The sequence below is a fragment of the Bradyrhizobium sp. GCM10028915 genome (assembly GCF_042666195.1).
Lineage (GTDB): Bacteria > Pseudomonadota > Alphaproteobacteria > Rhizobiales > Xanthobacteraceae > Bradyrhizobium > Bradyrhizobium canariense_D.
On the sequence record NZ_JBHTFN010000043.1, the window covers coordinates 142,162 to 161,911 of the forward strand.

The following is a 19,750-nucleotide window of genomic DNA, read 5'->3' on the forward strand; positions in this document are numbered from 1 at the left end:
CTAGCAATCGCGCTTTCAGAACTTGAAGTTCGCGAACGCCCGTACCCCGATGCCGGGCATCAACACCTCGTCCTTGGTGTAGGACACCGAGTTGCGGATGTTTTCGTTCAACAGATTGTTGCCGACGAGGCCGAGCAGCATCTCGCGCGCGCCGAATGCATTCGGGTTGAGCTTGGTCTTGTAGCTCACCTCGGCCTTCAAGAGATTGTAGCCCGGCGTCGGCGTCTCCGCGATCACCGCGACGTTGTTCTGAGCGAAGGCGTGCAACAGATTAACGCGCATCAGCCAGTTGTCGTCGCGCCAGAACACGCCGCCGCCCAGTCTCACCGGCGGAATGCGCGGCACATTGGTGCCGTCGGTGAAGGTGGCCCGGACCACGTCGAACTGGTTCTCGATGCCCCAGATGCCGCCCTGGAATGCACCGACGTCGAGCTGCGACTGGAATTCGCCGCCGCGGAAGTTCGCGTCCCGCTGCGAATAGACCGCCTGGTTCACCTCGGCGCCGGGCGTGCCGCACGAGGCAAAGTCGTCGTCGCACATCACGCCGGTGAGACGGCGATAGATGAAGTTGTTGAAATGCGTGTAGTAGACCGTCGCCTCGAAGCGGAACGGCCCCGTTGCCTTGCGCAGGCCGACCTCCACGGATTTCGCGGTCTCGATGGTGAGGTTGGGGTTGCCGATGTCGAAGGTCGCGGTCGCATCATGTGCGCCGCGCGAGAACAGCTCCGCCGCCTTCGGCGCGCGCTCGACGTATTGCGCGGTGATGCTGCCGACCAGGCCGCCCGGCAGGTCCTGCAACAGGCCGATGCTGCCGCTCTTCGGCGTGAAGGACGGATTGCGACCGATACCCGCCTGTGGCGTGCCGTCGGGCAGGAAGTCCGCGGGAAAATCCGGCGTCGTGCCGTGCAGCTCGACATGCTCGATGCGGCCGGCGATCTGCGCCCGCGTCGCTTCCGTGAACTTGAACTCGTTGAAAGCATAGCCCGCAACGCGCGTGCTGTTGTTCGGGTCCCACAGGCCGTTAAACAGCGTGCCCGGATTGTCCGGGCTCGGCGCGCTCAATTCCTGATGGCCGACCTGGAAGCCCAGCGCCGTCGTTACCTCGGCGAAGCGCGCGTTGAACGGCATCAGCTGCACCTCGGTGCGGATCTCCTGCTCCTTGTTGGTGAAGGTTTGCCGCACGCCGTCGGTGTTGGGATCGGCGGGATCGGCAAGCCCGATCTCGTTGTGTCGGTAGTCGGTCGCGCCGGCCCAGAAGCGAACGACATCGATGGCCGTAGCGTCGGGATGGTACTCGCCCTTGACGTTGATCTTGGTCTGATGGCCGTCGATGCGCGTGTTGTGGTCGGCGCCGTCGACGCCGGGGATGTGGTAGAGCGCGTCGTTCTGCGTGATCGCCGCACCGATATAGCCGCCCTGGAAGAAGTAGGAGCCGCCGATCGAGGCGCCGTCCGAGCGCGTCGCCGAGTTGGGCTGGCGTCCGTTGGCGACGGACCGGGTCTGGTCATTCAGGTACGGGTAGCTCGGGATGCTATAGTCGGTGGTGTTGCGGCCGTAGACGTCGGCATGGAAGGCAAAATTGCCGCCGCCGGTGTCGAGCAGCACGCCGCTTTCGACGCCGCGGTCGACCGAACTGAACGCGCTGCGCGTCTCGGCGCTGACGCAAGGCGAAGTCGCGGCCGCTGCGAGCGGCGCCTTGACCGGCAGGCCGAAGCTCTGGAACGGCTGGGCACCGCAGTTCGGCAGCGCATCCGGAATCCGGTTGTTGGTGGCGCTGACGACGCCGCCGATCGAGGTCGAGCCATAGCGCAGCGCAGCCGGCCCGCGTACCACCTCGACCTGGTTGGTCGCGAGCGGATCGATTGGAACGAAGTGATCCTCGCCGAGATCGGAGGCGCCGCCGGCATTGGTGCCGTTCTCGACGATGCCGACGCGGTTGACGTCAAGTCCCCGGATGATCGGCCGGCTGGAGGCGCCGGGCGCGAAGCTCGATCCGGTGATGCCGGGTTTCGAGAACAGGAGGTCGCCGAGCTGGCCGCCGCCCTCGCGGCGGATCTCTTCGTTCGGCACCACCGTGACCGTCGCGAACTGGTTGGTCACGATGGGCAGCACGCCCTGCTGAGGTGCGGCCGGCGTGGAGGTTGCCGGCGTGGCGTCCGCAGCGCGTTGGTGGCTGCGTGCCCGCGCGGTTCGGGTGGGACGACCGGGGTTGCGGGTCGGCACCACCGCCCTGCGCACGATGGGGCTCGGAGCCGTCACGGTGACGGCGGGGATCTCGGTCGATGACTTATCCTCGGCCAGCGCCGAGGTGGCGGCGCCGAGCAGGAGCAGGCTTGCTCCGCCAAGGCGCTGCGCGCGCCGCAATTTGAATGACATGGTCCTGATTCCAGTCAGGCGCCGTCCGCATGTTCGTCTGCTGATCGGAGGCGGCCTGCCGTCGCTGCGCGACGGAATTCGACTTCAGCTGCTCCCGGGAATGCGCCTGAAAGCGGCGAGCCCGGGCGTGATCAAGCGTTGTGGAAGTCAGGACGCGGGAGGGGCGCGGGGCTGGAATGCCGTACCGGCCGATTTCAGGTGGACGAATTCGGCGTCGGTGGTGCGGTAGAGCAGGTCGATCGCCTGCGGCAGCAGCAACACAGGCGGCGCCGCGAACAAGACGGTGCCCGCCATCGCGACCAATGCGCAGATCGCGCAATTGTCCTCGCCCGGTTGCTCCCTGTCGGGAGCCAATGGCGATTGCCTCTCGACCGCGGAACGGTCGATCGAAGCGGGAGCTTGGGCGCCGTCGGTCTGCTGCAGCGAGGACTGGGCGAGGGGAGCCGCCTGGGCGAACCAATGGCTGTGGCCGAACGTCAGCGCGAACTGCACCAGCATCGCGAAGATCGCGAGCCGGGCGCCGTGCCTGATATTCGACCGGAACCACTTCATCTGGAAACGCCACCCCACATCGCGAGGTATCATCCCCTGATCCCGCGATGTTATAATGTAACATCGCGCAATCCGTCAGCGGATGTCAACCGCTGTCGAGCCGACCCGAGCGGGCCGGCTCCTTGCCGTGTCGTGCAGGCAACTGAAAGCCTAGGCTGAGGACCTGTCAAACGGCTTACGCGGACGGCGATTGGACTCAGTGTCAGCGCGAGCAGGTGGCATCAGAGCTTTTTGCTCCGGAGCCAGGTGCGGATGGCCTCGATGTGTTCTGCCTTGCGCTCCAGCGGCAGCCAATGCCCTGCGGGCATGCTCGTTACGGTCAGGTCCGGGCAGGTGGCGCGCATCGGGTCACCTTGGCGATTTCCGGTGATGCTGCAGATCTGATCAAAGTCGCCGTTAACGAACAGCACCGGCTGCGACAGGCGGCCGCCATTGAGTGCCTTGCGCGCATAGGCGATGTTGGCGTCGTCGTTCATGTACCACGCGCAGGATGGGCGGAAGCCATGAGCCTTGAACGTCTGCACCAGCACGTCGAAGTCCGCCGGCGGCCAGAGAGCCGAATCGGGCTCAGTCGGCGGAGCGCGGTGCGCGGCGCCAAAGCGCCCTCCATTGCGCGTGACCATCGCATTCGGCGAAACCTTGCCGATGCCGGCGGGGTCGCCTGGCCGAAAGATCGACGCCAGCGATGCTGCCAAGTCTGCATCGAGGTCGGCGACTGCCGCCTCGAAGTGCGTGTTGTAGTAACGGTAGTAATCCCATTGGCCATCCGGATATTGGTCGACCGGATAAATCGTCCGGTCGACCAGCGGGACGACTGTGCGCAGGGCGTGCCCGTCGGGTTGATATGCCAGCGAGGTCAGCACGACTCCGCGGCTGCGCTTTGGCTGATGCGCGACCAACTCACCGACCACAACACAGCCCCAGTCGTGGCCAACCCAGATCGCAGGCTTGCCGCCCAGGTGATCATGGAGTTCGGCCATGTCCGTCACGATTTCCTCGATGGTATAGGCGTCGTTGGCTGCAGGCGTGGAAGAGCCGCCGTAGCCGCGCAGATCGGGAGCGACGCAGTGCCAACCGTCGGCGGCAAACGCTTCCATCTGCGCGCGCCACATCAAACTGATGCTCGGCCAGCCATGGACGAAAATCATCAACGGTCTGTCGACCGGCCCGCACTCGATATAGCGCGTTGTCTGACGAGGCGAGCTGAACGTGCGCTGGTGAAGTGGGTCTGTCATGGTCGAGTAACTCCGCTTCTCATCGAACGCTCGCACTGTTTAAGTGCTGCGAAGGGCTGCGTTCAGAACTGCTCTTGTCCGCTGCGGGCGATGCCTGGACAGGGACACGCCTGCCCAGGGTCGAGGAAGAACCGCCTCCAGATTTCACAACGTGCTACATGCGACCGAGTTCGGGGTCGAAGGCGTTATGGAGCTTCCGGCGAAGAAGTGACGATGGGATTTATCCGACTAACGGGAAGCGAAGGGACGCGCGTAAGCCGCCTAGCGCCCCTCGCGCATCCACGTCGCAGCAAACGCGCCGAGCAGCAGCAACAGCCCGATCAGGCCGGCGAAGATCGGCAGCACGCCGACGCCCTTCACCACGCTGGCGTCGCGCATCCGCACGCCCATCCAGCCGTCGCCATGGAAGACGCTCGCCGAGCGGACCGGCAGAATGCGCGGCAGCTCGACGCTGGCGCCGTCGACCACGCGCACGGCGTCACCGCCGGTCGCCTGGGTCAGCGGCTTCAACGTTTCGGTGGTGGAGGTGACTTCCGAAAACTCCTTCGGATTGGTCGGGCCGACATTGATCAGCGCCTTCAGCGTGCCGTCGGTGGCCTGCCACAGCCCGAGCTCGCTCGCCGGCAGGCTGGCGCGCCATTCGCCGGGATCTCCGGCTGCAAGCGTCAGGTCGCGCGACACGCCCGACGGCGAGGTCACACTCACCGGCTGGACGCTGTCCGCCATGGTCTGGCGCACCACCACGAGATTCTTGCCCTGCACCTGCAGGCGCAACGCTTCCTCGTCCAGATCAGGCTGCTTCATCAGCCAGTGCGACATCCGCCGCAACAGGTCGAGATGCGGACCGCCGCCTTCATAGCCGCGCGCCCACAGCCAGATGTGGTCGGAGAGCAGCAGCGCGACGCGGCCCTCGCCGAAACGCGACAGGAACAGCAGCGGCTTGCCGTCGACGCCCGTCATGACGGGCGGGTTGACCGCATTGCGGGTATCGACGGTGCGGAAGAACCTGCTCCAGCGCGGCGGCTCGGAGGCGGAGCCCTCGAGGCCACGCGTGACGGGATGGCGTTTGCCGACGTCGGACAGATGCGCGTAGAACGGCTTTTCCGTCACCCCGACCGGTTCGGCGGGCAGCACCGAATCCAGCGGCGTGCGCCAGATGCTGGTGTTGGAGGCGTAGTCGGGGCCGGCCGAGACCAGCACCGCGCCGCCGGAACGCACGTAGCGTGCGATGTTGTCGAAATAAGCGATCGGCAGCACGCCCTGGCGGGCATAGCGGTCGAAGATGATCAGCTGGAATTCGTTGATCTTCTGCTGGAACAGCTCCCGGGTCGGAAACGCGATCAGCGACAATTCGTTGATCGGCGTGCCGTCCTGCTTCTCCGGCGGCCGCAGAATGGTGAAGTGGACGAGATCGACGCTGGCATCGGACTTGAGCAGATTGCGCCAGGTGCGCTCGCCGGAATGCGGCTCGCCTGAGACCAGCAGCACGCGCAGCTTGTCGCGCACACCGTCGATGGCGACGACGGCGCGGTTGTTCACCGGCGTCAATTCCCGCTCGAGCGGCGAGGCCTCGATCTCGACGATGTTCGGCCCGGAATGCTTAATGTCGACGTCGACGCTTGCGGCCTGGCCGCTCGAAAGCGTGCGCTCGTTGATGACCTCGCCGTCCCTGCGGACGGTGACCTTGGCGCGCTCGCCGCTGACGCCCTGGTCGTCGAGGCGGTAGGTGATGGTCTGGGGCTGCCCGACGATACCGAAGCGCGGCGCGGCGATGACCGCAATACGGCGGTCGCGCTCGTCCTTCTGCCCCGTGATCAGCGCATGCACCGGCGCCTGGAAGCCGAGCCCGGCGGCGTTGGCCGGAATGTCGTGGACGCGGCCGTCGGTGATCAGGAACGCACCGGCGACGCGGTCGACCGGCACGTCCGACAAGGCCGAGGCCAGCGCCCCGAACAGCTTGGTGCCGTCGGTCTCGCCGTCAGCCTGTCCGGCATCGACGACGCGGACCTCGAGCCCCTTGATCTTCTTCAGGCTGTCGACCAGCGCTTCCTGCGCCGTTGCGGCCTCGCGATTGCGATTGCCGAAATTTTGGCTCGGGCTCTTGTCGACGACGATGGCGGCGACCGAGGTGAGAGGATCGCGGTCCTCGCGGGTGAAGGAGGGATTGGCGAGCGCCAGCAGGAACAGCGCCAGCGCGGCCACGCGCACGGCAGCGCCGCGCGCACGCGCCAGCAGCAGCACCAGCGCGATGACGACGATTGCGGCCAGCGCGAGCCACAGCACGATCGTGGGAACAAGCGGCGTGAATGCGATGCCGTAATTCATATCGATCCTACTGCCCCAGCCGTTCGATCAGGGCCGGTGCGTGCACCTGGTCGGCCTTGTAGTTGCCGGTCAGCGTGTACATCACGATGTTGGCGCCGGCGCGGTAGGCGAATTCGCGCTGGCGGGGGTCGCCGCCGATCACCGGCAGCATGGACTGGCCGTCGGGCCGCACGGCCCAGGCGCCGGCCAGGTCGTTCGAGGTGATGATGATCGGCGAGACGCCGTCGCCGCCGCGTGCCGGCCGCTGCGCGCTGTCCTCGTCGTCTTCGCGCGGCAAGGTCTCGACCCAGGTCTGGCCGGTGCTGAAGCGGCCGGGGAAGTCGCGCAACAGATAGAAGGTCTTGGTCAGCACGTGCTCCCGCGGCACCGGCTCCAGCTCGGGCACGTCGAGCGAGGACAGGATCTCGCGGAGCGTCTGCATGGCCGGGGTCTGCGCGGCGCCGTTCGCGCCGGGCGGGGCTTCGACCGCGTCGCGGGTGTCGAACAGCACGGTGCCGCCCTGCTTCATATAGGCGTCGATCTTGTTGATGGCGTCCCGCGACGGCTTGGGCGCGCCCGGCACGATCGGCCAGTAGATCAGCGGGAAGAAAGCGAGTTCGTCGCGCGCCGGGTCGATGCCGACGGGATCGCCGGCCTCAAGCGCGGTGCGCTGCGCCAGGAACAGCGTCAGTCCGGATAGCCCGGCCCTGACGATGGAATCGACGTCGGCATTGCCGGTCACGACATAAGCGAGGCGGGTCTGCGACACCGCCTTCATCGCGAACTCGTCGGACCCGCTGTCCGCATGCGACGGCGTCGGCACGAACGAGGCGAGACCTGCGAGCACCAGCCCAAAGACGATCATCGCGGGCGCGGCGCGGCGGCGCACCAGCGCGGCAAGGCCGCCGCCGAGTACCGCGACGATGATGGCGTCGATCAGGAACAGCGCGAGCGCCGTCGATAGCAGCCAACCGCGCAAGTCCTGCGGCTCGGCGTTGGTGTAGGTGGCATGCCGGGCGCGCAGGCTCGCGGTGTTCAGGGCTGCGATACGGTCGGCGCTGGCAAGCGTGTTCACGGCGAGCGGTCCTTCTGCCGGACCATAGAAGCCCGGCGGATGATCGGGTGTGGCGCGGTCGCGATAATCCGCGGGCAGCGGCTTTGCGGCGGCCGGCGGCGGGCCGAAGGCGCCAAAGCCATCGAGGATGTGCAACGGCGCCACCGTTTCCGCGCTCGCCTCAGTGGCAACGCCTGGGCCCGGCTTGGCGGTATAGCCGGACATGTCGACGACACGTCGCAGGATTTCGACGAAGGTGCCCGACATCGGCAGATCCGACCAGCGCATGTCGGCGCTGACGTGGAACAGGCTGACGACGCCCTTGCCGCGATGCTCGCCTGTTACCAGCGGCGTGCCGTCTTCCAGCGACGCCCAGCTTTTGGTGGCGAGCACGGCGTCGGGCTCGGCCAGCACCTGGCGGCTTATGGTGACGTCCTTGGGGACCACGACGCCGGCAAACGGACCATCGGCGGCAAAGGAGGCAAGATGTTGCGGCTTTTCCCAGGTCAGGCTGCCGCCGAGCGTCCGGCCGCCCTTGCGCAGCTTGACCGGGACGAGATCGTCCTCGGCCTGCGCCAGCCGCGGACCGGCGAACCGCACCAGCACGCCGCCCTGGTCGATCCAGGCATTGAGACGCTCGCGGATTTCAGGGGCGATGGTGCCGACATCGGCAAGGATGATCATCGGCAGCTTCTGATCGAGGAACTGCGTGATGCCCTGCTGCGGCGAGCCCTTGTCGGCAAGCCGCACGTCGGCGAACGGCGCCAGCGCACGGGTGAGATAGAAGGTCGGCGCCAGCAGCGGCTGCGCGGTCTCGCTGGTCGAGCCCGAGACGATGCCGATGGCGCGGCGGCGCCAGCGCTTGTCGAGCAGCTGCACTGCGCCGGCGGAGCGCTCACCGGCAATTTCCAGCCGCGTGATGTCGTTGCGCAGCTCGACCGGCAGATCGAACGACGCTTCGGTTTCCTTGTCCTGCGGGCCGAACGAATAACGCGCCTCGCCGATCGGCGAGGCCTTCTGGTCCAGCGCGCGCACGGTGCCGATGGCGATGCCGCCGTCGGTGCGCAGCACCTTCACCGTCATCCTGGCTGCGGCGTTCTCGGCCGCGACCAGGGCTAGGGCTGAGGAGGTGCCGCCTTCGAACACGGTCAGGCTGCGATCGCCGATGGTCTTGCCGAGGCCAGTCACGAATTCCTCGCCGCGACCGGTATCGACGCTGTCGGAGAGCCAGGCGATCTCGCAGTCGCCGGTTGCTTTCAGGAAGCGATCGATTGCGGTCAGGGTCTCGACGCGTTCGATCGAATACGGCTTTGGCGTCAGCTGCCGCAGCGCGACGCGCGCGGCGCCCGCCGGCATCAATGTGATATCGCGGTTCGGCTCGGACAGCGGCACCAGCGCGATCGCACGGCGGTCGTTCTCGGCACTGGCGATCAATTCGTCGGCGGCCCTGATCCGGATGTCCCAGTTCGAGGCCGCGCTCCAGCCGTCGTCGAACATGATCATCAGCGGCGCCTTGCTGGCGGCCGCGCCTGTTTGCGGATTCCAGATCGGACCGGCGGCGGCGAAAATGACCAGTGCCGCAGCCAGCAGCCGCAATGCGGTCAACCACCACGGCGTTCGCGACGGGGTCTCTTCGCGCGGTGCGATGTCGAACAGCAGGCGCGTCGGCGGAAACTCGATCCGGCGCGGCCGCGGCGGCATCACGCGCAACAGCCACCACAGCACCGGCAGGCTGACGAGGCCGATCAGGAGCAGCGGTTCGGTGAAGGCGAGCGGCAGTCCCATCATGCTGCCGGCCCCGCCTTGATCGTTGTGGTGCGCGCGCCCGATTTGCTCACCTGCATGCCGGCATGCAGGAACAGCAAGAGCTCGGCGGCCGAGCGGTCGGTCGCATGCGTCGTGAACAGCCAGTCGAGCTTGTTGGTCTCGGCGCGGATCTGGTCGCGGTGCAGCGCGAGCCGCGCGGTGTAATCCTGCGCCCAGCTCTCGGCGCGGCCGGCGGTGATCACGCCGAACCCCTCGGGCTCGACGAACTCGACGCGGCCGGAATAGGGAAATGATTCCTCGGCGGGATCGACGACCTGCACCAGCGTGCCATGCGCGCCGGAGCCGGACAGGCCGGCGAGCGTGGTCCTGATCTCGGAGAGCGGCGACCAGAAGTCCGACAGCACGATCGTCTCGGCCAGCGCCGCGGGCACGAAGGAGGGCGGCAGGCTCAAGCGATCGGCATCGTCATGCAGCATCGCCTGCGCCATCTTGTCGATGACGCTGCGGCTCGCGGTCGGTGCCATCAGCCCGGGAATGCCGACGCGTTCACCGCCGGAGACCAGCAGCTCGGCCAGCGCGAAGGCGACGATCAGCGTCCGCTCGAGCTTGGATTCACGCGCCTGCTTTGACGCGAACGCCATCGACGGCGAGCGGTCGGGCCAGATCCAGACCGTGTGCGAGGCTTCCCATTCGAGCTCGCGGACATAGAGGAGATCGTCGCGCGCCGAGCGCCGCCAGTCGACATTCTGCGACGGTTCGCCGGAGACGAAGCGGCGGTATTGCCAGAAATTTTCGCCGGAGCCGGCGCGGCGGCGGCCGTGCAGGCCGTGGATGACGTTGGCGGCGATACGGCGGGCCTCGAGCACCAGGCGCGGCAGCGAAGCGGCGAGCGTGCGGCTTTCGCCATCGGCACGTCGGATCGCGATGACCTCCTTTGCTGTGTGCCCGTTCTCCGCCGCCATCAACCGATCCGTGTCTTCAATTGCCGGATCACGTCCGGAATCGTGCGGCCTTCGGCGCGCGCCTGGAACGTCAGCGCCATGCGGTGCTTCAGCACGGGCTCGGCGAGGTCGAGCACGTCGTCGATTGAGGGCGCGAGGCGGCCGTCGATCAGCGCGCGAGCGCGCACCGCGAGCATCAGCGATTGGCTGGCGCGCGGGCCCGGTCCCCAGGCGATGAACTTGCTGGTGTCGCCGCCGTCCGGACCCGGACGGGCCGAGCGCACCAGCGACAGGATCGCCTCGACCACGGAATCGCCGACCGGCAGGCGCCGGATCAGTCGCTGCGCGGTGATGAGTGCATCAGGTGTCATCGAGCCCTTCGCCAGCGTCTCGTCGGCGCCGGTGGTCTCGAACAGGATGCGGCGCTCGGCGTCGCGGTCGGGATAGTCGACGTCGATCTCCATCAGGAAACGGTCGAGCTGGGCTTCAGGCAGCGGATAGGTGCCTTCCTGCTCCAGCGGGTTTTGCGTGGCGAGCACGTGGAACGGCTTCGGCAGATCGTGACGCGCGCCGGCAACGGTGATGTGCTGCTCCTGCATCGCCTGCAGCAGCGCCGACTGCGTGCGCGGGCTGGCGCGGTTGATCTCGTCGGCCATCAGCAGTTGCGCGAACACGGGGCCGGAGATGAAGCGGAAGGCACGCTTGCCGGAGGTGCTCTCGTCCAGCACTTCGGCGCCGAGAATGTCCGACGGCATCAGATCGGGCGTGAACTGGATGCGCTTGGCATCGAGGCCGAGCGTGATGCCGAGCGTCTCGACCAGCTTGGTCTTGGCGAGACCGGGGACGCCGATCAGCAGCGCATGGCCGCCGGAGAGGATCGTAACCAGCGTGTTCTCGATCACGCGATCCTGGCCGAAGATGACGGACGCGATCGCATCCTTTGCCGCGCGAATCTGGCTCGACACCTGCTCGGCCGAACGGACGATTCCGTCTTCGAGCTTCTCGACACTCTCCGCCATCCGTTAGCTCCTTCAGCCTGCCATGCAGCTCGCTTGCGTCGTCATGTCATCACGTCCTCAACTCAAGACGTGGGCCCTATGCTAGACTTGCAGGAAGGCCATGTATTCGTTGAATTAACCTATCCCCACCTTATCGGCTTAGGGATATGTAGGGCATCACGAAGTGGCGACCTCCACACCGGACGAATGCGGGGTGGAACCGAGTACCCGGATACAACGTAAACCTGCACCAATCGTGCCAAATGACCGATCGTGCCAAATGACAAAGTCAGGGCAAACCATGGCGAACCAAGGGCAGAGCGCCGATCGCGGTCTTGATGGGCTGACTGCCGCTGCCAAAACTGCTGCCGATGCCGAAGGCGCCAAAAAGGGCCTGCCTCCGGTGCATTTGTGGAATCCGCCGTTTTGCGGCGATCTCGACATTCGAATCGCGTCAGATGGTACTTGGTTCTATTTGGGGACGCCAATCGGCCGTCATGCCTTGGTTCGCCTGTTCTCGACCATCCTCAAGCGCGAAGGCGACAAGCATTTCCTCGTCACGCCGGTGGAGAAGGTCGGCATTCGCGTCGACGACGCGCCGTTCATGGCGGTCGAGATGCAGAAGGACGGCGATGCCAACCATCGCGTGCTCCGCTTCCGCACCAATGTCGACGACTGGGTCACCTGCGATGCGGCGCACCGGCTGCGCTTCGAGCAGGCCAAGGACGGCGGGCTGACGCCCTATCTGCATATCCGCGCCGAGCTCTGGGCCAAGGTCACCCGCGCGCTCTATTACGATCTGGTTGACATGGGTGAGGAGCGGATGGTCGATGGCCAGCCGATGTTCGGTGTCGAGTCGGCCGGCGAGTTCTTCGCCATGGCCGATGCGGAGCAGGTGAGGGCCGCGCTTTGAACAAGCCTATCTCCAGGAACGATCCCGCCGTGATCGGTGCGGCGGATTTCTTCGCCCGCTCCGCCGCGCGGCTCGGCTTCGACGTTCCGCCCGGCCTCTACGATCCCAACATCATTCCGGCCTCGGGCGATCCCGGCACCGACAAGATGCTCGAGATCATCGCGCGCGAGCAGCCGGTGCGGCCGGCGGCGGTCTTGATCGCGGTGGTCGATCATCCCGAGCCGACCATTCTGCTGACGCAGCGTTCGGCGCATCTGAACGACCATGCCGGCCAGATCGCATTCCCCGGCGGCAAGATCGACGCAACCGACCGCTCGCCGCTCGATGCGGCGCTGCGCGAGGCCGAGGAGGAGGTCGGGCTGTCGCGCGACTTCGTCGAGCCGATCGGCTATCTCGATCTCTACGGCACCGGCTTCGGCTTCCGCATCCTGCCGACGGTGGCCAGGGTGCGCCCGGGCTTTGAGCTGACGATCAACCATTCCGAGGTTGATGATGCGTTCGAAGTGCCGCTATCCTTCCTGATGAACCCGGCCAACCACCAGGTGCACAGCAAGGAATTCCGCGGCATGGAGCGGTCCTACTACGCGATGCCGTTTGCCGAACGCTACATCTGGGGCGCGACGGCCGGCATGCTCCGTGTGCTCTATGAGCGGATCTATTCGTCATGATTCGGCCGATCCTGACCGAGATCGGAATCTTCCTCGTTCCCTTTGCCGTCTATGCGCTGTTCCTGGCCGCCACGCGTTCCGGCCTGTTCGTGCAATCGTCCTGGCCGATCACCATCGTCGCGCGTCTCATGCTGGCGGCGCTCGTGCTGGTGATCGCCGGGCTGATCGGCTTTGCGCATTTCTCCGGCGCCGCACCGGATTCGACCTATGTCCCCGCCCATGTCGAGAACGGCAAGCTCGTGCCGGGCGTGGAAAGATAGGGCCGGCCGATGAGCGCGGTGCCCATGCTCGCCGATGCGCCCTGGCTGATTTCGGGTGGCACCGCGCGCGTCCTGCAATTGCTCAATGCGGATGGCGAGGAGGCGCGGGTTGTCGGCGGCGCCGTGCGCAACGCGCTGCTCGGCCTCGTCCCCGGCGACATCGACATCGCGACCACGGCGCTCCCGCACGAGGTGATGCGGCGCGCCAAAGCTGCCGGCATCAAGGCTGTGCCGACCGGCATCGACCACGGCACCGTCACCCTCGTCATCGACGGGCAACCTTACGAAGTCACGACGTTGCGCGAGGATACCGAGACCTTCGGCCGCAAGGCCAAGGTCGCGTTCGGCCGCGACTGGGTGAAGGACGCCGAGCGCCGCGACTTCACGATGAACGGGCTCTCGGTCGATGCCGACGGCGTCGTCCACGATTACGTCGGAGGCATCGCGGATGCGGCCGCGCGGCGCGTGCGCTTCATCGGTGATCCCGACCAGCGCATCGCCGAGGATTTCCTGCGCATCCTGCGCTTCTTCCGCATCCACGCCGCCTTCGGCGCCGGCGATCCCGACCGCGACGGCTATCTCGCCTGCATCCGGGGACGCGCCGGCCTCGCGAGCCTCTCGGCCGAGCGGCTGCGCATGGAGACGCTGAAGCTTCTGGTCGCTCCCGGCGCGTCCGCCGCCGCGCTTGCGATGGCCGATGGCGGATTGCTGCAGGCGCTGACCGGCGGCGTGGTCTACACCGGACCGCTCGCGGCGATGATCGTGATCGAGCGCGAGCTCGGCCTCACCGCAAGCAGCACGCGGCGCCTCGCCGCGCTGGCGATCGCGGTGACTGAAGACGCCAAGCGCGTCGCCACGCGCCTGAGGCTCTCCAATGCGGAAACCAAGGCGCTGGATTCGATGGGGCACCGCTGGTGGCGCTTGGCCACCAAGGACGAAGCCGATGCGCGGCGGCTGCTCTACCGGCTCGGTGCGGATCGCTATCACGATCGCGTGTTGCTGGGCTGGGCGAGAGCCGGCGGTGACGTCGGCTCGTCGCGATGGCGTGCGCTCGCCGAGCTGCCGCAGCGCTGGACTGCGCCGAAATTTCCGCTTCGCGCCGCCGACTTCATCGCGCGCGGCATGGCGGAAGGACCCTCGCTCGGACATGTGTTGACGCTCGCGGAGGACGCTTGGCTTGCGGCGGATTTTCCCCTAGAGGAAGCCGCACTCGCTTCCATCGCCGATCAAGCTGCGGCACGCGTCAGCCGCGATGAGAGAACGTGACCATCGTCTCAGGCTTCGCCGACATCTCGATCTTTCAGCTCCTGCTGGTCGCGTTGATGGCGTTGTTTGCTTCGATTATCGGTGGTCTCGCCGGCTACGGCACCGGCGCCTTGATGCCGCTGGTGCTGGTGCCTCTCGTCGGCGCCGAACCGGTGGTGCCGATCATCGCGATCTCCGCGATCTTCACCAATTCCAGCCGCGCGCTCGCCTATCTCCGCTATGCCGATCGCCGCCGCGCGCTGATCGTGCTGGCCTGTGCCGCACTGACGACAGCGCTTGGTGCCTACGGCTACACACGGCTGACCAATGCGGGCGCGGCGCTGGTGATCGGCTCCATGCTGATCCTGAGCGTGCCGCTGCGCCGTGTGCTCCGCCGCCGCCAGGTCAAGATCGGCGACACTGGGCTTGCGGCCGGCTCGGTCGGCTATGGCGTGCTGGTCGGCGGCACCTCCGGCTCCGGCGTGATCCTGCTGTCGCTGCTGATGGCCGCGGGCCTGGAAGGCGCGGCCGTGATCGCGACCGATGCCATGATCTCGCTCGGCACCGGCCTCATCAAGATCTCGGTGTTCGGCCTCGCCGGCGCCGTGACCGCACAGGTGCTCGCCTTTGCGCTGCTGATCGGAGCAATCGCAATCCCCGGCGCGTTCCTGGCAAAAGCCTTCGTCGAGCGGATGCCGGTGCACATCCACACCGCGATCCTCGACGTCGCGGTGATCACCGGCGGCGTAGTGATGATCTCGGCTGCGGCGAGGCAGCTCATCTAATCAATCGGATGTGGCGCTGTCCCGCTGCCAGTTTGGTTCACGCCGCGGGTCTAGTGTGAGGGACTGCAGTCCAGTTCCTTGATCCTGCCGGCGGCGTCAAATGCCAAAAGTGCACTCATGACGCCAGCACTGGTGAGGTACGAGATAATGGTGCCGTCGTTGCGCCAGGGATTGAGATCATCCAACGTGCCTGCCGGATATTTCCGGAGGTGATCGACCCAATAGGCACGAAGTGCTTCGCGGCCGGTGATGGTTTGGCTGCCGGCGCAGCCGCAGTGGACCACGGCGTCCTCGGCATGAAGTTCCAAAATCGCTTCGATATCGCCCGCGCGATAGGCATCAAGCCAGTCGACCGCAACGGCCATCGGGTCAAAGGACATATTTTTCACTCGCATCGCGTCCAAATCTGGGTCAGGCTCTGGAACCGCCAGGCCTTTTTTGATTTTAATATCCCACCCGGGCACGGCCATATGGCGAACGACATAGGGGACCGGGCCGAGGGCCAAAGTCGATGTTGGACACGTCCGCCAGGCAGGGGATACTCAAGCCCATCCGGCTCGTGATCGTCGATCCACAGCCGATCGTTCTGCAGGGACTGAGGTCGGTCCTCGGGACGCAGCCGGACTTCGACGTTGTCGCATCGTCCAGCGATCGGACAAGCTGCCTCGAAGCAATTCGGAAGCTGACACCTGACGTCGCGCTTCTTGCCGACAAGGTGCCGGATCTGACGGTCTCCGAGATCCTCGCGATTGTGAAGGCGGAGAAGCTCTCCACGCGCCTGGTGTTCTTCACCGAGTCCGATACCGACCACGATCTGACTTCAGCCATCGCAGCCGGCGCCTGCAGCGCAATTTCGAAGTATGCCTCTCCCGCCACGATGCTGCGATCGCTGCGGCTGATGACGAAGAGCGGCGTGGCACTGGAGAAGTCCGATCTCTCCGCACCCGGCAAGGAGGCGGACGGCGATAGCAAAGTCGAAGGGATGCTGGAGCTGTTGACGCAACGGGAACGTCAAATCGCACGACTCGTGGCGGAAGGAATGTCGAACAAGGAGATCGCGCGTCAGCTCAACGTTTCCGACGGGACGGTCAAGGTCCACTTGTACAATATTTTCCAGAAGCTTGAGATCACCAACAGAACTGTGCTCGCGACCATCGCATTGCTGCAACGGCCCTCCGGTCTGGCCGCGCTCTCCCTGGCATTTCTGGCGCTCGCAATTGCGGACGAACTCAAGGCGTCGGAAGCGAACGACATCTTCCCGGATGAGAACGGCGTCGGCCACGTGGACGAGCACGCGGGGTACGAGCCCTGGAAAAAAGGGATTCTCCGGCACCTCGTCGTCTGGGAATCCGGCGAGCCGCCCACGCAGGCCCAGAGAGACTTGTTCGCCAAGGCCGCCCAAATCACCAACCCGGCGGCGGCAATGGAAGCGCTACGCGCGGCCGAGCAATCCGGGGGCGCGAAAGCGTGGACGCACCACGCTCCTGCTGGATCGGGCGCGCCCGATCTTCCCGTGCCCTTACTGCGAGGAGCAAACGACATACAGGTCGGAGTTGACCCGGCCCCGGAACATCAATTCCCGCGGCTTCTTTCCAATGCGATGTCGATGCATGGAGGGTATGGCAACTTTGCTATTCTCACCGGTGCGTTGATCTACGCACTGGAGGATCCCCATCTCGCCGCCCACGCGCATGACCTTCGTCAAGCGTCGATCGACAGCATCCTGGCCGTCACTGAAGAGAGTGCGACCACAAAACTGGCCGCGATCACCCATGCTGCCGCCAATCATGCCGACAATTCAGCCCCGGGTTTCCTTTCGCACGATGTCCGCCTGTCTTTCGCCGCTGTGACCACTGGAAACGGCAACCTCGCTGAAGGCGCTCTGGGCGAAAAGGGCCCGGGCGATGCGGGTGACAATCTCCATAAATTTGTTGGCGCGGACCCTGGTCACGATGCCGGTGTCGGCGGGGGCGGCGACGTTGAAAAAATTGTTTATCGCTCCCCGATTGACTCCGAGTCTAACCAGTTCAAGTCGACCTCTTCCGACGCCGTGTTCGATTTCGCATCTGGGCCGGGCAGGATCAATCTTGCGGCTTTCGGAGCGCTTGCCTGGCTGCACATGACGGCGGCAACCAAGTCTATACCGCCACATACACTCGCCTGGGTCTACGACTCCGCAAGCAACGAGACGATCGTCTATGTGAATGCGACCGATCATATCCTTGATATCGGCGATCGCGGCCTGCTGGAAATCCATCTCGAGGGGATTGTGGCCGTTGCGGAGGCGGATGTCGGCTCCGAGCCAGATGGCGCGGCTGTTGCGACCACCTTGGAGCAGCTCGAAGCCGCGCTGATACCGGCGATCGCAACCGATGAGGCCGCTCTGACGAAGGATCATGTCCAAACCAGTATCGAGGGGAGCGAGAGCACCCTCGGGACGGCTGGAGCCTGGGCCCTTCTGGCCAACAACGGCTCGGGTTTCCATTTCGGGCAGGGCCGGACCGGCTTGGGAACGTCGACGAGGCTCAGAAGCTCCAGCGACGCGTCGGCGGATGCAACGGAAGAGAGCGATGGTGCGTCTGCCGCGTCGGCTCACGCATCATCCATCGAGCTTGCTCATAGCGCGACGGCCCCGGCAGCGGCAAATGTCGCATCGAACAGTGGTCCGACCAACGCGGGCAACGGCGTTTCGCCGACGGGGCCCAACGAGATCGGCCAACCCAGCGTCGTAACCGCCGACAGCGCGGGGCACGGCAACTCGCAGCACGCTTCGGACCCATCGACTGAAGCTGGCTCCAAACCGGGCAACGGCGTCGGCCATGACGCCGAGCATCACGATAAGGCCTCGGACGCTCCAGGAGGGTCAGCGAAGAACGCAGAACCAGACGGCGCGGAACACGGCAAAGCGGGGCACTCAAATGCTGCAAAAGCACCGGACGCAGCCGAGACCGATCCGGACGTCGCAACGGCCGCCGACGCGGGTCACGGCAACTCGAAGCACGCTTCGGAGCCGGGGTCTGCAAAGGCGGCAGCCGACGAATCGACTGAAGCTGGCTCCAAAGCGGGCCACGGCGTCGGCAATGGCGCCGAGCATCACGCTTCGGCTTCGGAAGCTCCGGGAGGGCCAGCGAAGAAGGCCGACCCAGGCGGCGCCGAACACGGCAAATCCGGGCACTCCGCCGCCCCAAACGCACCAGACGCAGGCGAGATCGATCCGGGCGCCGCGATAGCCGCCGGTGCAGGCCACGGCAACCCGCAGCACGCATCGGAGCCAGGATCTGCAAAGGCGGCAAGCACGGGGTCGACGGAAGATGGGGGCAAACCCGGCAACGGCGTCGGCAATGGCGCCGAGCATCACACTAAGGACCCGGAGGCTCAGGGAGGGGCAGCGCAGAAGGCAGAACCAGACGGCGCGGAACACGGCAAATCCGGGCACTCAACCGCTGCAAACGCACCAGACGCAACCGAGATCGATCCGGGCGCCGCAACGGCCGCCAGCACGGGTCACGGCAATGCGCAGCACGCTTCAGAACCAGAATCTTCGAAGGCGGCAGCCAGCGAATCGACTGGAGCTGGCTCCAAAGCGGGCAACGCCGCCGACCGTGGTGGCGAGCATCACGCTTCGGCTTCCGAAGGCGCGCAAACACCAGCGACAACGGCAGAACCAGACGGCGCGGAACACGGAAAATCCGGGCACTCAGCCGCTGCAAGCCCGCTGGACGGAGCAGCGATCGATCCGGCCGCCGCAACGCCCGCCAGCGCGGGCCACGGCAACTCGCAACGCGCTTCGGAGCCAGGATCTGCAAAGGCGGCAAGCACGGAATCGACGGAACATGGAGGCAAACCGGGCAACGGCGCCGGCGATGGCGCCGAGCATCCCTCTTCGGCTTCGCAGGCTGCGGGGACCGTGAAGACAGCAGAACCAGCCACCGTGGACCACGGTAACTCGCAGCACGCTGCGCAATCTGCAGCAATCGCAGACGACGCACACGCGGCCAAGGCTGCGTTCGAAACCGGCGGCGCAGACCAGGGACCGGTATTCCGGTTCGATAGCGGCGTAGCTCCTTCTGCTTTCGTCGAGATAGTCGGACTGAAAGAGTTCAATCATCCGCTGGATGCGCACGTTCCGCCCGGTCAGGAAGAAGGCCTCGGGTTCAACGTCAAGCTCGTCCCTCATGCACTGAACGGACACGCGGACGATCACGGCACCAACAGCCCGCACCAAGCGATTCTACCTGCGCATCATGATTTGCTGATCTGAACCGCTGCATCGTCATTGACCGAAAATGGCAACTGTCACCGTAGCCACGGCTCAGGAACGCGACGCCTTTGGCGGATCAGCCTGATGGGGAGCAGTTGTTCAGGGTTGCAGCCGTGAGAGCAGACGTTGCCGATCCTGATCGCGACCTCGCTGCTCCATGCGCATCCGTTCAAGTTCGCCTTCAGCTTTGGTTGTGTCCTCGTTCTGGCGCTTCATTTCGATGATCAGCGCCTCCTGCTCGGCGAGCCGGCGTTCTCCTTCGACGACGTCGCGCTCGATCTGCCTCAGCTCATCGTATATCGCCGTCGTGTACATCGCGATCCTCGCGCGGCCGTGCTGCGAAGCACGCCGCAGAGTAGGTTTCGCTTCGTGCAGGGCCTTTATCGGGCGC

At 65.8% G+C, this 19,750-nt stretch carries 15 protein-coding genes; 6 read left to right on the forward strand and 9 right to left on the reverse strand.

What is annotated here, in order from left to right; all coding sequences use genetic code 11:
- Positions 1-15: 15 nt before the first annotated feature.
- The 7 genes from ACFQX9_RS18940 to ACFQX9_RS18970 form a co-directional block, all read right to left on the reverse strand.
- Positions 16-2,376, reverse strand: a complete 2,361-nt coding sequence (locus ACFQX9_RS18940) for a TonB-dependent receptor (RefSeq protein WP_018454960.1) — start codon at positions 2,374-2,376, stop codon at positions 16-18.
- A gap of 147 nt (positions 2,377-2,523) precedes the next feature.
- Complete coding sequence (locus ACFQX9_RS18945) at positions 2,524-2,928, reverse strand: DUF2946 family protein (RefSeq protein ID WP_018454959.1); 405 nt, start codon at positions 2,926-2,928, stop codon at positions 2,524-2,526.
- Between the two features lie 221 nt (positions 2,929-3,149).
- Positions 3,150-4,163 carry an alpha/beta fold hydrolase gene (locus ACFQX9_RS18950; protein WP_026232849.1) on the reverse strand — a complete coding sequence of 338 codons (1,014 nt, stop codon included), beginning with the start codon at positions 4,161-4,163 and terminating at the stop codon, positions 3,150-3,152.
- Positions 4,164-4,424: 261 nt separating this feature from the next.
- Positions 4,425-6,488 carry a hypothetical protein gene (locus ACFQX9_RS18955; protein WP_377790053.1) on the reverse strand — a complete coding sequence of 688 codons (2,064 nt, stop codon included), beginning with the start codon at positions 6,486-6,488 and terminating at the stop codon, positions 4,425-4,427.
- 7 nt (positions 6,489-6,495) lie between these two features.
- Positions 6,496-9,309 carry a DUF4159 domain-containing protein gene (locus tag ACFQX9_RS18960; RefSeq protein WP_377790055.1) on the reverse strand — a complete coding sequence of 938 codons (2,814 nt, stop codon included), beginning with the start codon at positions 9,307-9,309 and terminating at the stop codon, positions 6,496-6,498.
- Entirely contained in the window at positions 9,306-10,250 is a 945-nt protein-coding gene (locus tag ACFQX9_RS18965; protein ID WP_018454955.1) for a DUF58 domain-containing protein, read from the reverse strand. The genes ACFQX9_RS18960 and ACFQX9_RS18965 overlap by 4 nt, the downstream gene beginning before the upstream one ends.
- Positions 10,250-11,248, reverse strand: coding sequence for a MoxR family ATPase (locus ACFQX9_RS18970; protein ID WP_018454954.1), 999 nt, complete (start codon positions 11,246-11,248; stop codon positions 10,250-10,252). Before ACFQX9_RS18970 ends, ACFQX9_RS18965 begins: the two co-directional genes overlap by 1 nt.
- A gap of 280 nt (positions 11,249-11,528) precedes the next feature.
- On the opposite strand from ACFQX9_RS18970, the gene ACFQX9_RS18975 reads away from it, so the two are divergent.
- The 5 genes from ACFQX9_RS18975 to ACFQX9_RS18995 are packed head-to-tail and all read left to right on the forward strand — an operon-like array spanning position 11,529 to position 15,098.
- A complete protein-coding gene (locus ACFQX9_RS18975; RefSeq protein WP_377790058.1) occupies positions 11,529-12,140 on the forward strand; it encodes a DUF1285 domain-containing protein in 612 nt (203 codons plus the stop codon).
- Positions 12,137-12,808, forward strand: coding sequence for a CoA pyrophosphatase (locus tag ACFQX9_RS18980; protein WP_027568565.1), 672 nt, complete (start codon positions 12,137-12,139; stop codon positions 12,806-12,808). The genes ACFQX9_RS18975 and ACFQX9_RS18980 overlap by 4 nt, the downstream gene beginning before the upstream one ends.
- Positions 12,805-13,068 carry a DUF6111 family protein gene (locus ACFQX9_RS18985; RefSeq protein ID WP_018454951.1) on the forward strand — a complete coding sequence of 88 codons (264 nt, stop codon included), beginning with the start codon at positions 12,805-12,807 and terminating at the stop codon, positions 13,066-13,068. The genes ACFQX9_RS18980 and ACFQX9_RS18985 overlap by 4 nt, the downstream gene beginning before the upstream one ends.
- Positions 13,069-13,077: 9 nt before the next feature.
- A complete protein-coding gene (locus tag ACFQX9_RS18990; protein ID WP_085352647.1) occupies positions 13,078-14,334 on the forward strand; it encodes a CCA tRNA nucleotidyltransferase in 1,257 nt (418 codons plus the stop codon).
- Positions 14,331-15,098 carry a sulfite exporter TauE/SafE family protein gene (locus ACFQX9_RS18995; RefSeq protein WP_085352646.1) on the forward strand — a complete coding sequence of 256 codons (768 nt, stop codon included), beginning with the start codon at positions 14,331-14,333 and terminating at the stop codon, positions 15,096-15,098. Before ACFQX9_RS18990 ends, ACFQX9_RS18995 begins: the two co-directional genes overlap by 4 nt.
- A gap of 50 nt (positions 15,099-15,148) precedes the next feature.
- Here ACFQX9_RS18995 and ACFQX9_RS19000 read toward each other — a convergent pair whose 3' ends face one another.
- A complete protein-coding gene (locus ACFQX9_RS19000; protein ID WP_240543334.1) occupies positions 15,149-15,568 on the reverse strand; it encodes a nuclear transport factor 2 family protein in 420 nt (139 codons plus the stop codon).
- A 41-nt stretch (positions 15,569-15,609) separates the two neighbouring features.
- Here ACFQX9_RS19000 and ACFQX9_RS19005 point away from each other — a divergent pair, with 41 nt between their 5' ends.
- On the forward strand, positions 15,610-19,359 hold the full coding sequence (locus ACFQX9_RS19005; protein ID WP_377790061.1) for a LuxR C-terminal-related transcriptional regulator: 3,750 nt from the start codon (positions 15,610-15,612) through the stop codon (positions 19,357-19,359).
- Between the two features lie 99 nt (positions 19,360-19,458).
- Here the strand turns inward: ACFQX9_RS19005 and ACFQX9_RS19010 are convergent, their stop codons facing one another.
- Positions 19,459-19,674, reverse strand: a complete 216-nt coding sequence (locus ACFQX9_RS19010; RefSeq protein WP_018454947.1) for a hypothetical protein — start codon at positions 19,672-19,674, stop codon at positions 19,459-19,461.
- Positions 19,675-19,750: the final 76 nt, after the last annotated feature.

Bases quoted from the DNA above. Each gene is read 5' to 3' on its own strand.
- ACFQX9_RS18965 (WP_018454955.1), bottom strand. From the start codon at position 10,250: ATGGCGGCGGAGAACGGGCACACAGCAAAGGAGGTCATCGCGATCCGA.
- ACFQX9_RS18940 (WP_018454960.1), bottom strand. From the start codon at position 2,376: ATGTCATTCAAATTGCGGCGCGCGCAGCGCCTTGGCGGAGCAAGCCTG.
- ACFQX9_RS19005 (WP_377790061.1), top strand. From the start codon at position 15,610: ATGTTGGACACGTCCGCCAGGCAGGGGATACTCAAGCCCATCCGGCTC.
- ACFQX9_RS18945 (WP_018454959.1), bottom strand. From the start codon at position 2,928: ATGAAGTGGTTCCGGTCGAATATCAGGCACGGCGCCCGGCTCGCGATC.
- ACFQX9_RS18950 (WP_026232849.1), bottom strand. From the start codon at position 4,163: ATGACAGACCCACTTCACCAGCGCACGTTCAGCTCGCCTCGTCAGACA.
- ACFQX9_RS19000 (WP_240543334.1), bottom strand. From the start codon at position 15,568: ATGGCCGTGCCCGGGTGGGATATTAAAATCAAAAAAGGCCTGGCGGTT.
- ACFQX9_RS18985 (WP_018454951.1), top strand. From the start codon at position 12,805: ATGATTCGGCCGATCCTGACCGAGATCGGAATCTTCCTCGTTCCCTTT.
- ACFQX9_RS19010 (WP_018454947.1), bottom strand. From the start codon at position 19,674: ATGTACACGACGGCGATATACGATGAGCTGAGGCAGATCGAGCGCGAC.
- ACFQX9_RS18960 (WP_377790055.1), bottom strand. From the start codon at position 9,309: ATGATGGGACTGCCGCTCGCCTTCACCGAACCGCTGCTCCTGATCGGC.
- ACFQX9_RS18975 (WP_377790058.1), top strand. From the start codon at position 11,529: ATGGCGAACCAAGGGCAGAGCGCCGATCGCGGTCTTGATGGGCTGACT.
- ACFQX9_RS18970 (WP_018454954.1), bottom strand. From the start codon at position 11,248: ATGGCGGAGAGTGTCGAGAAGCTCGAAGACGGAATCGTCCGTTCGGCC.
- ACFQX9_RS18990 (WP_085352647.1), top strand. From the start codon at position 13,078: ATGAGCGCGGTGCCCATGCTCGCCGATGCGCCCTGGCTGATTTCGGGT.
- ACFQX9_RS18955 (WP_377790053.1), bottom strand. From the start codon at position 6,488: ATGAATTACGGCATCGCATTCACGCCGCTTGTTCCCACGATCGTGCTG.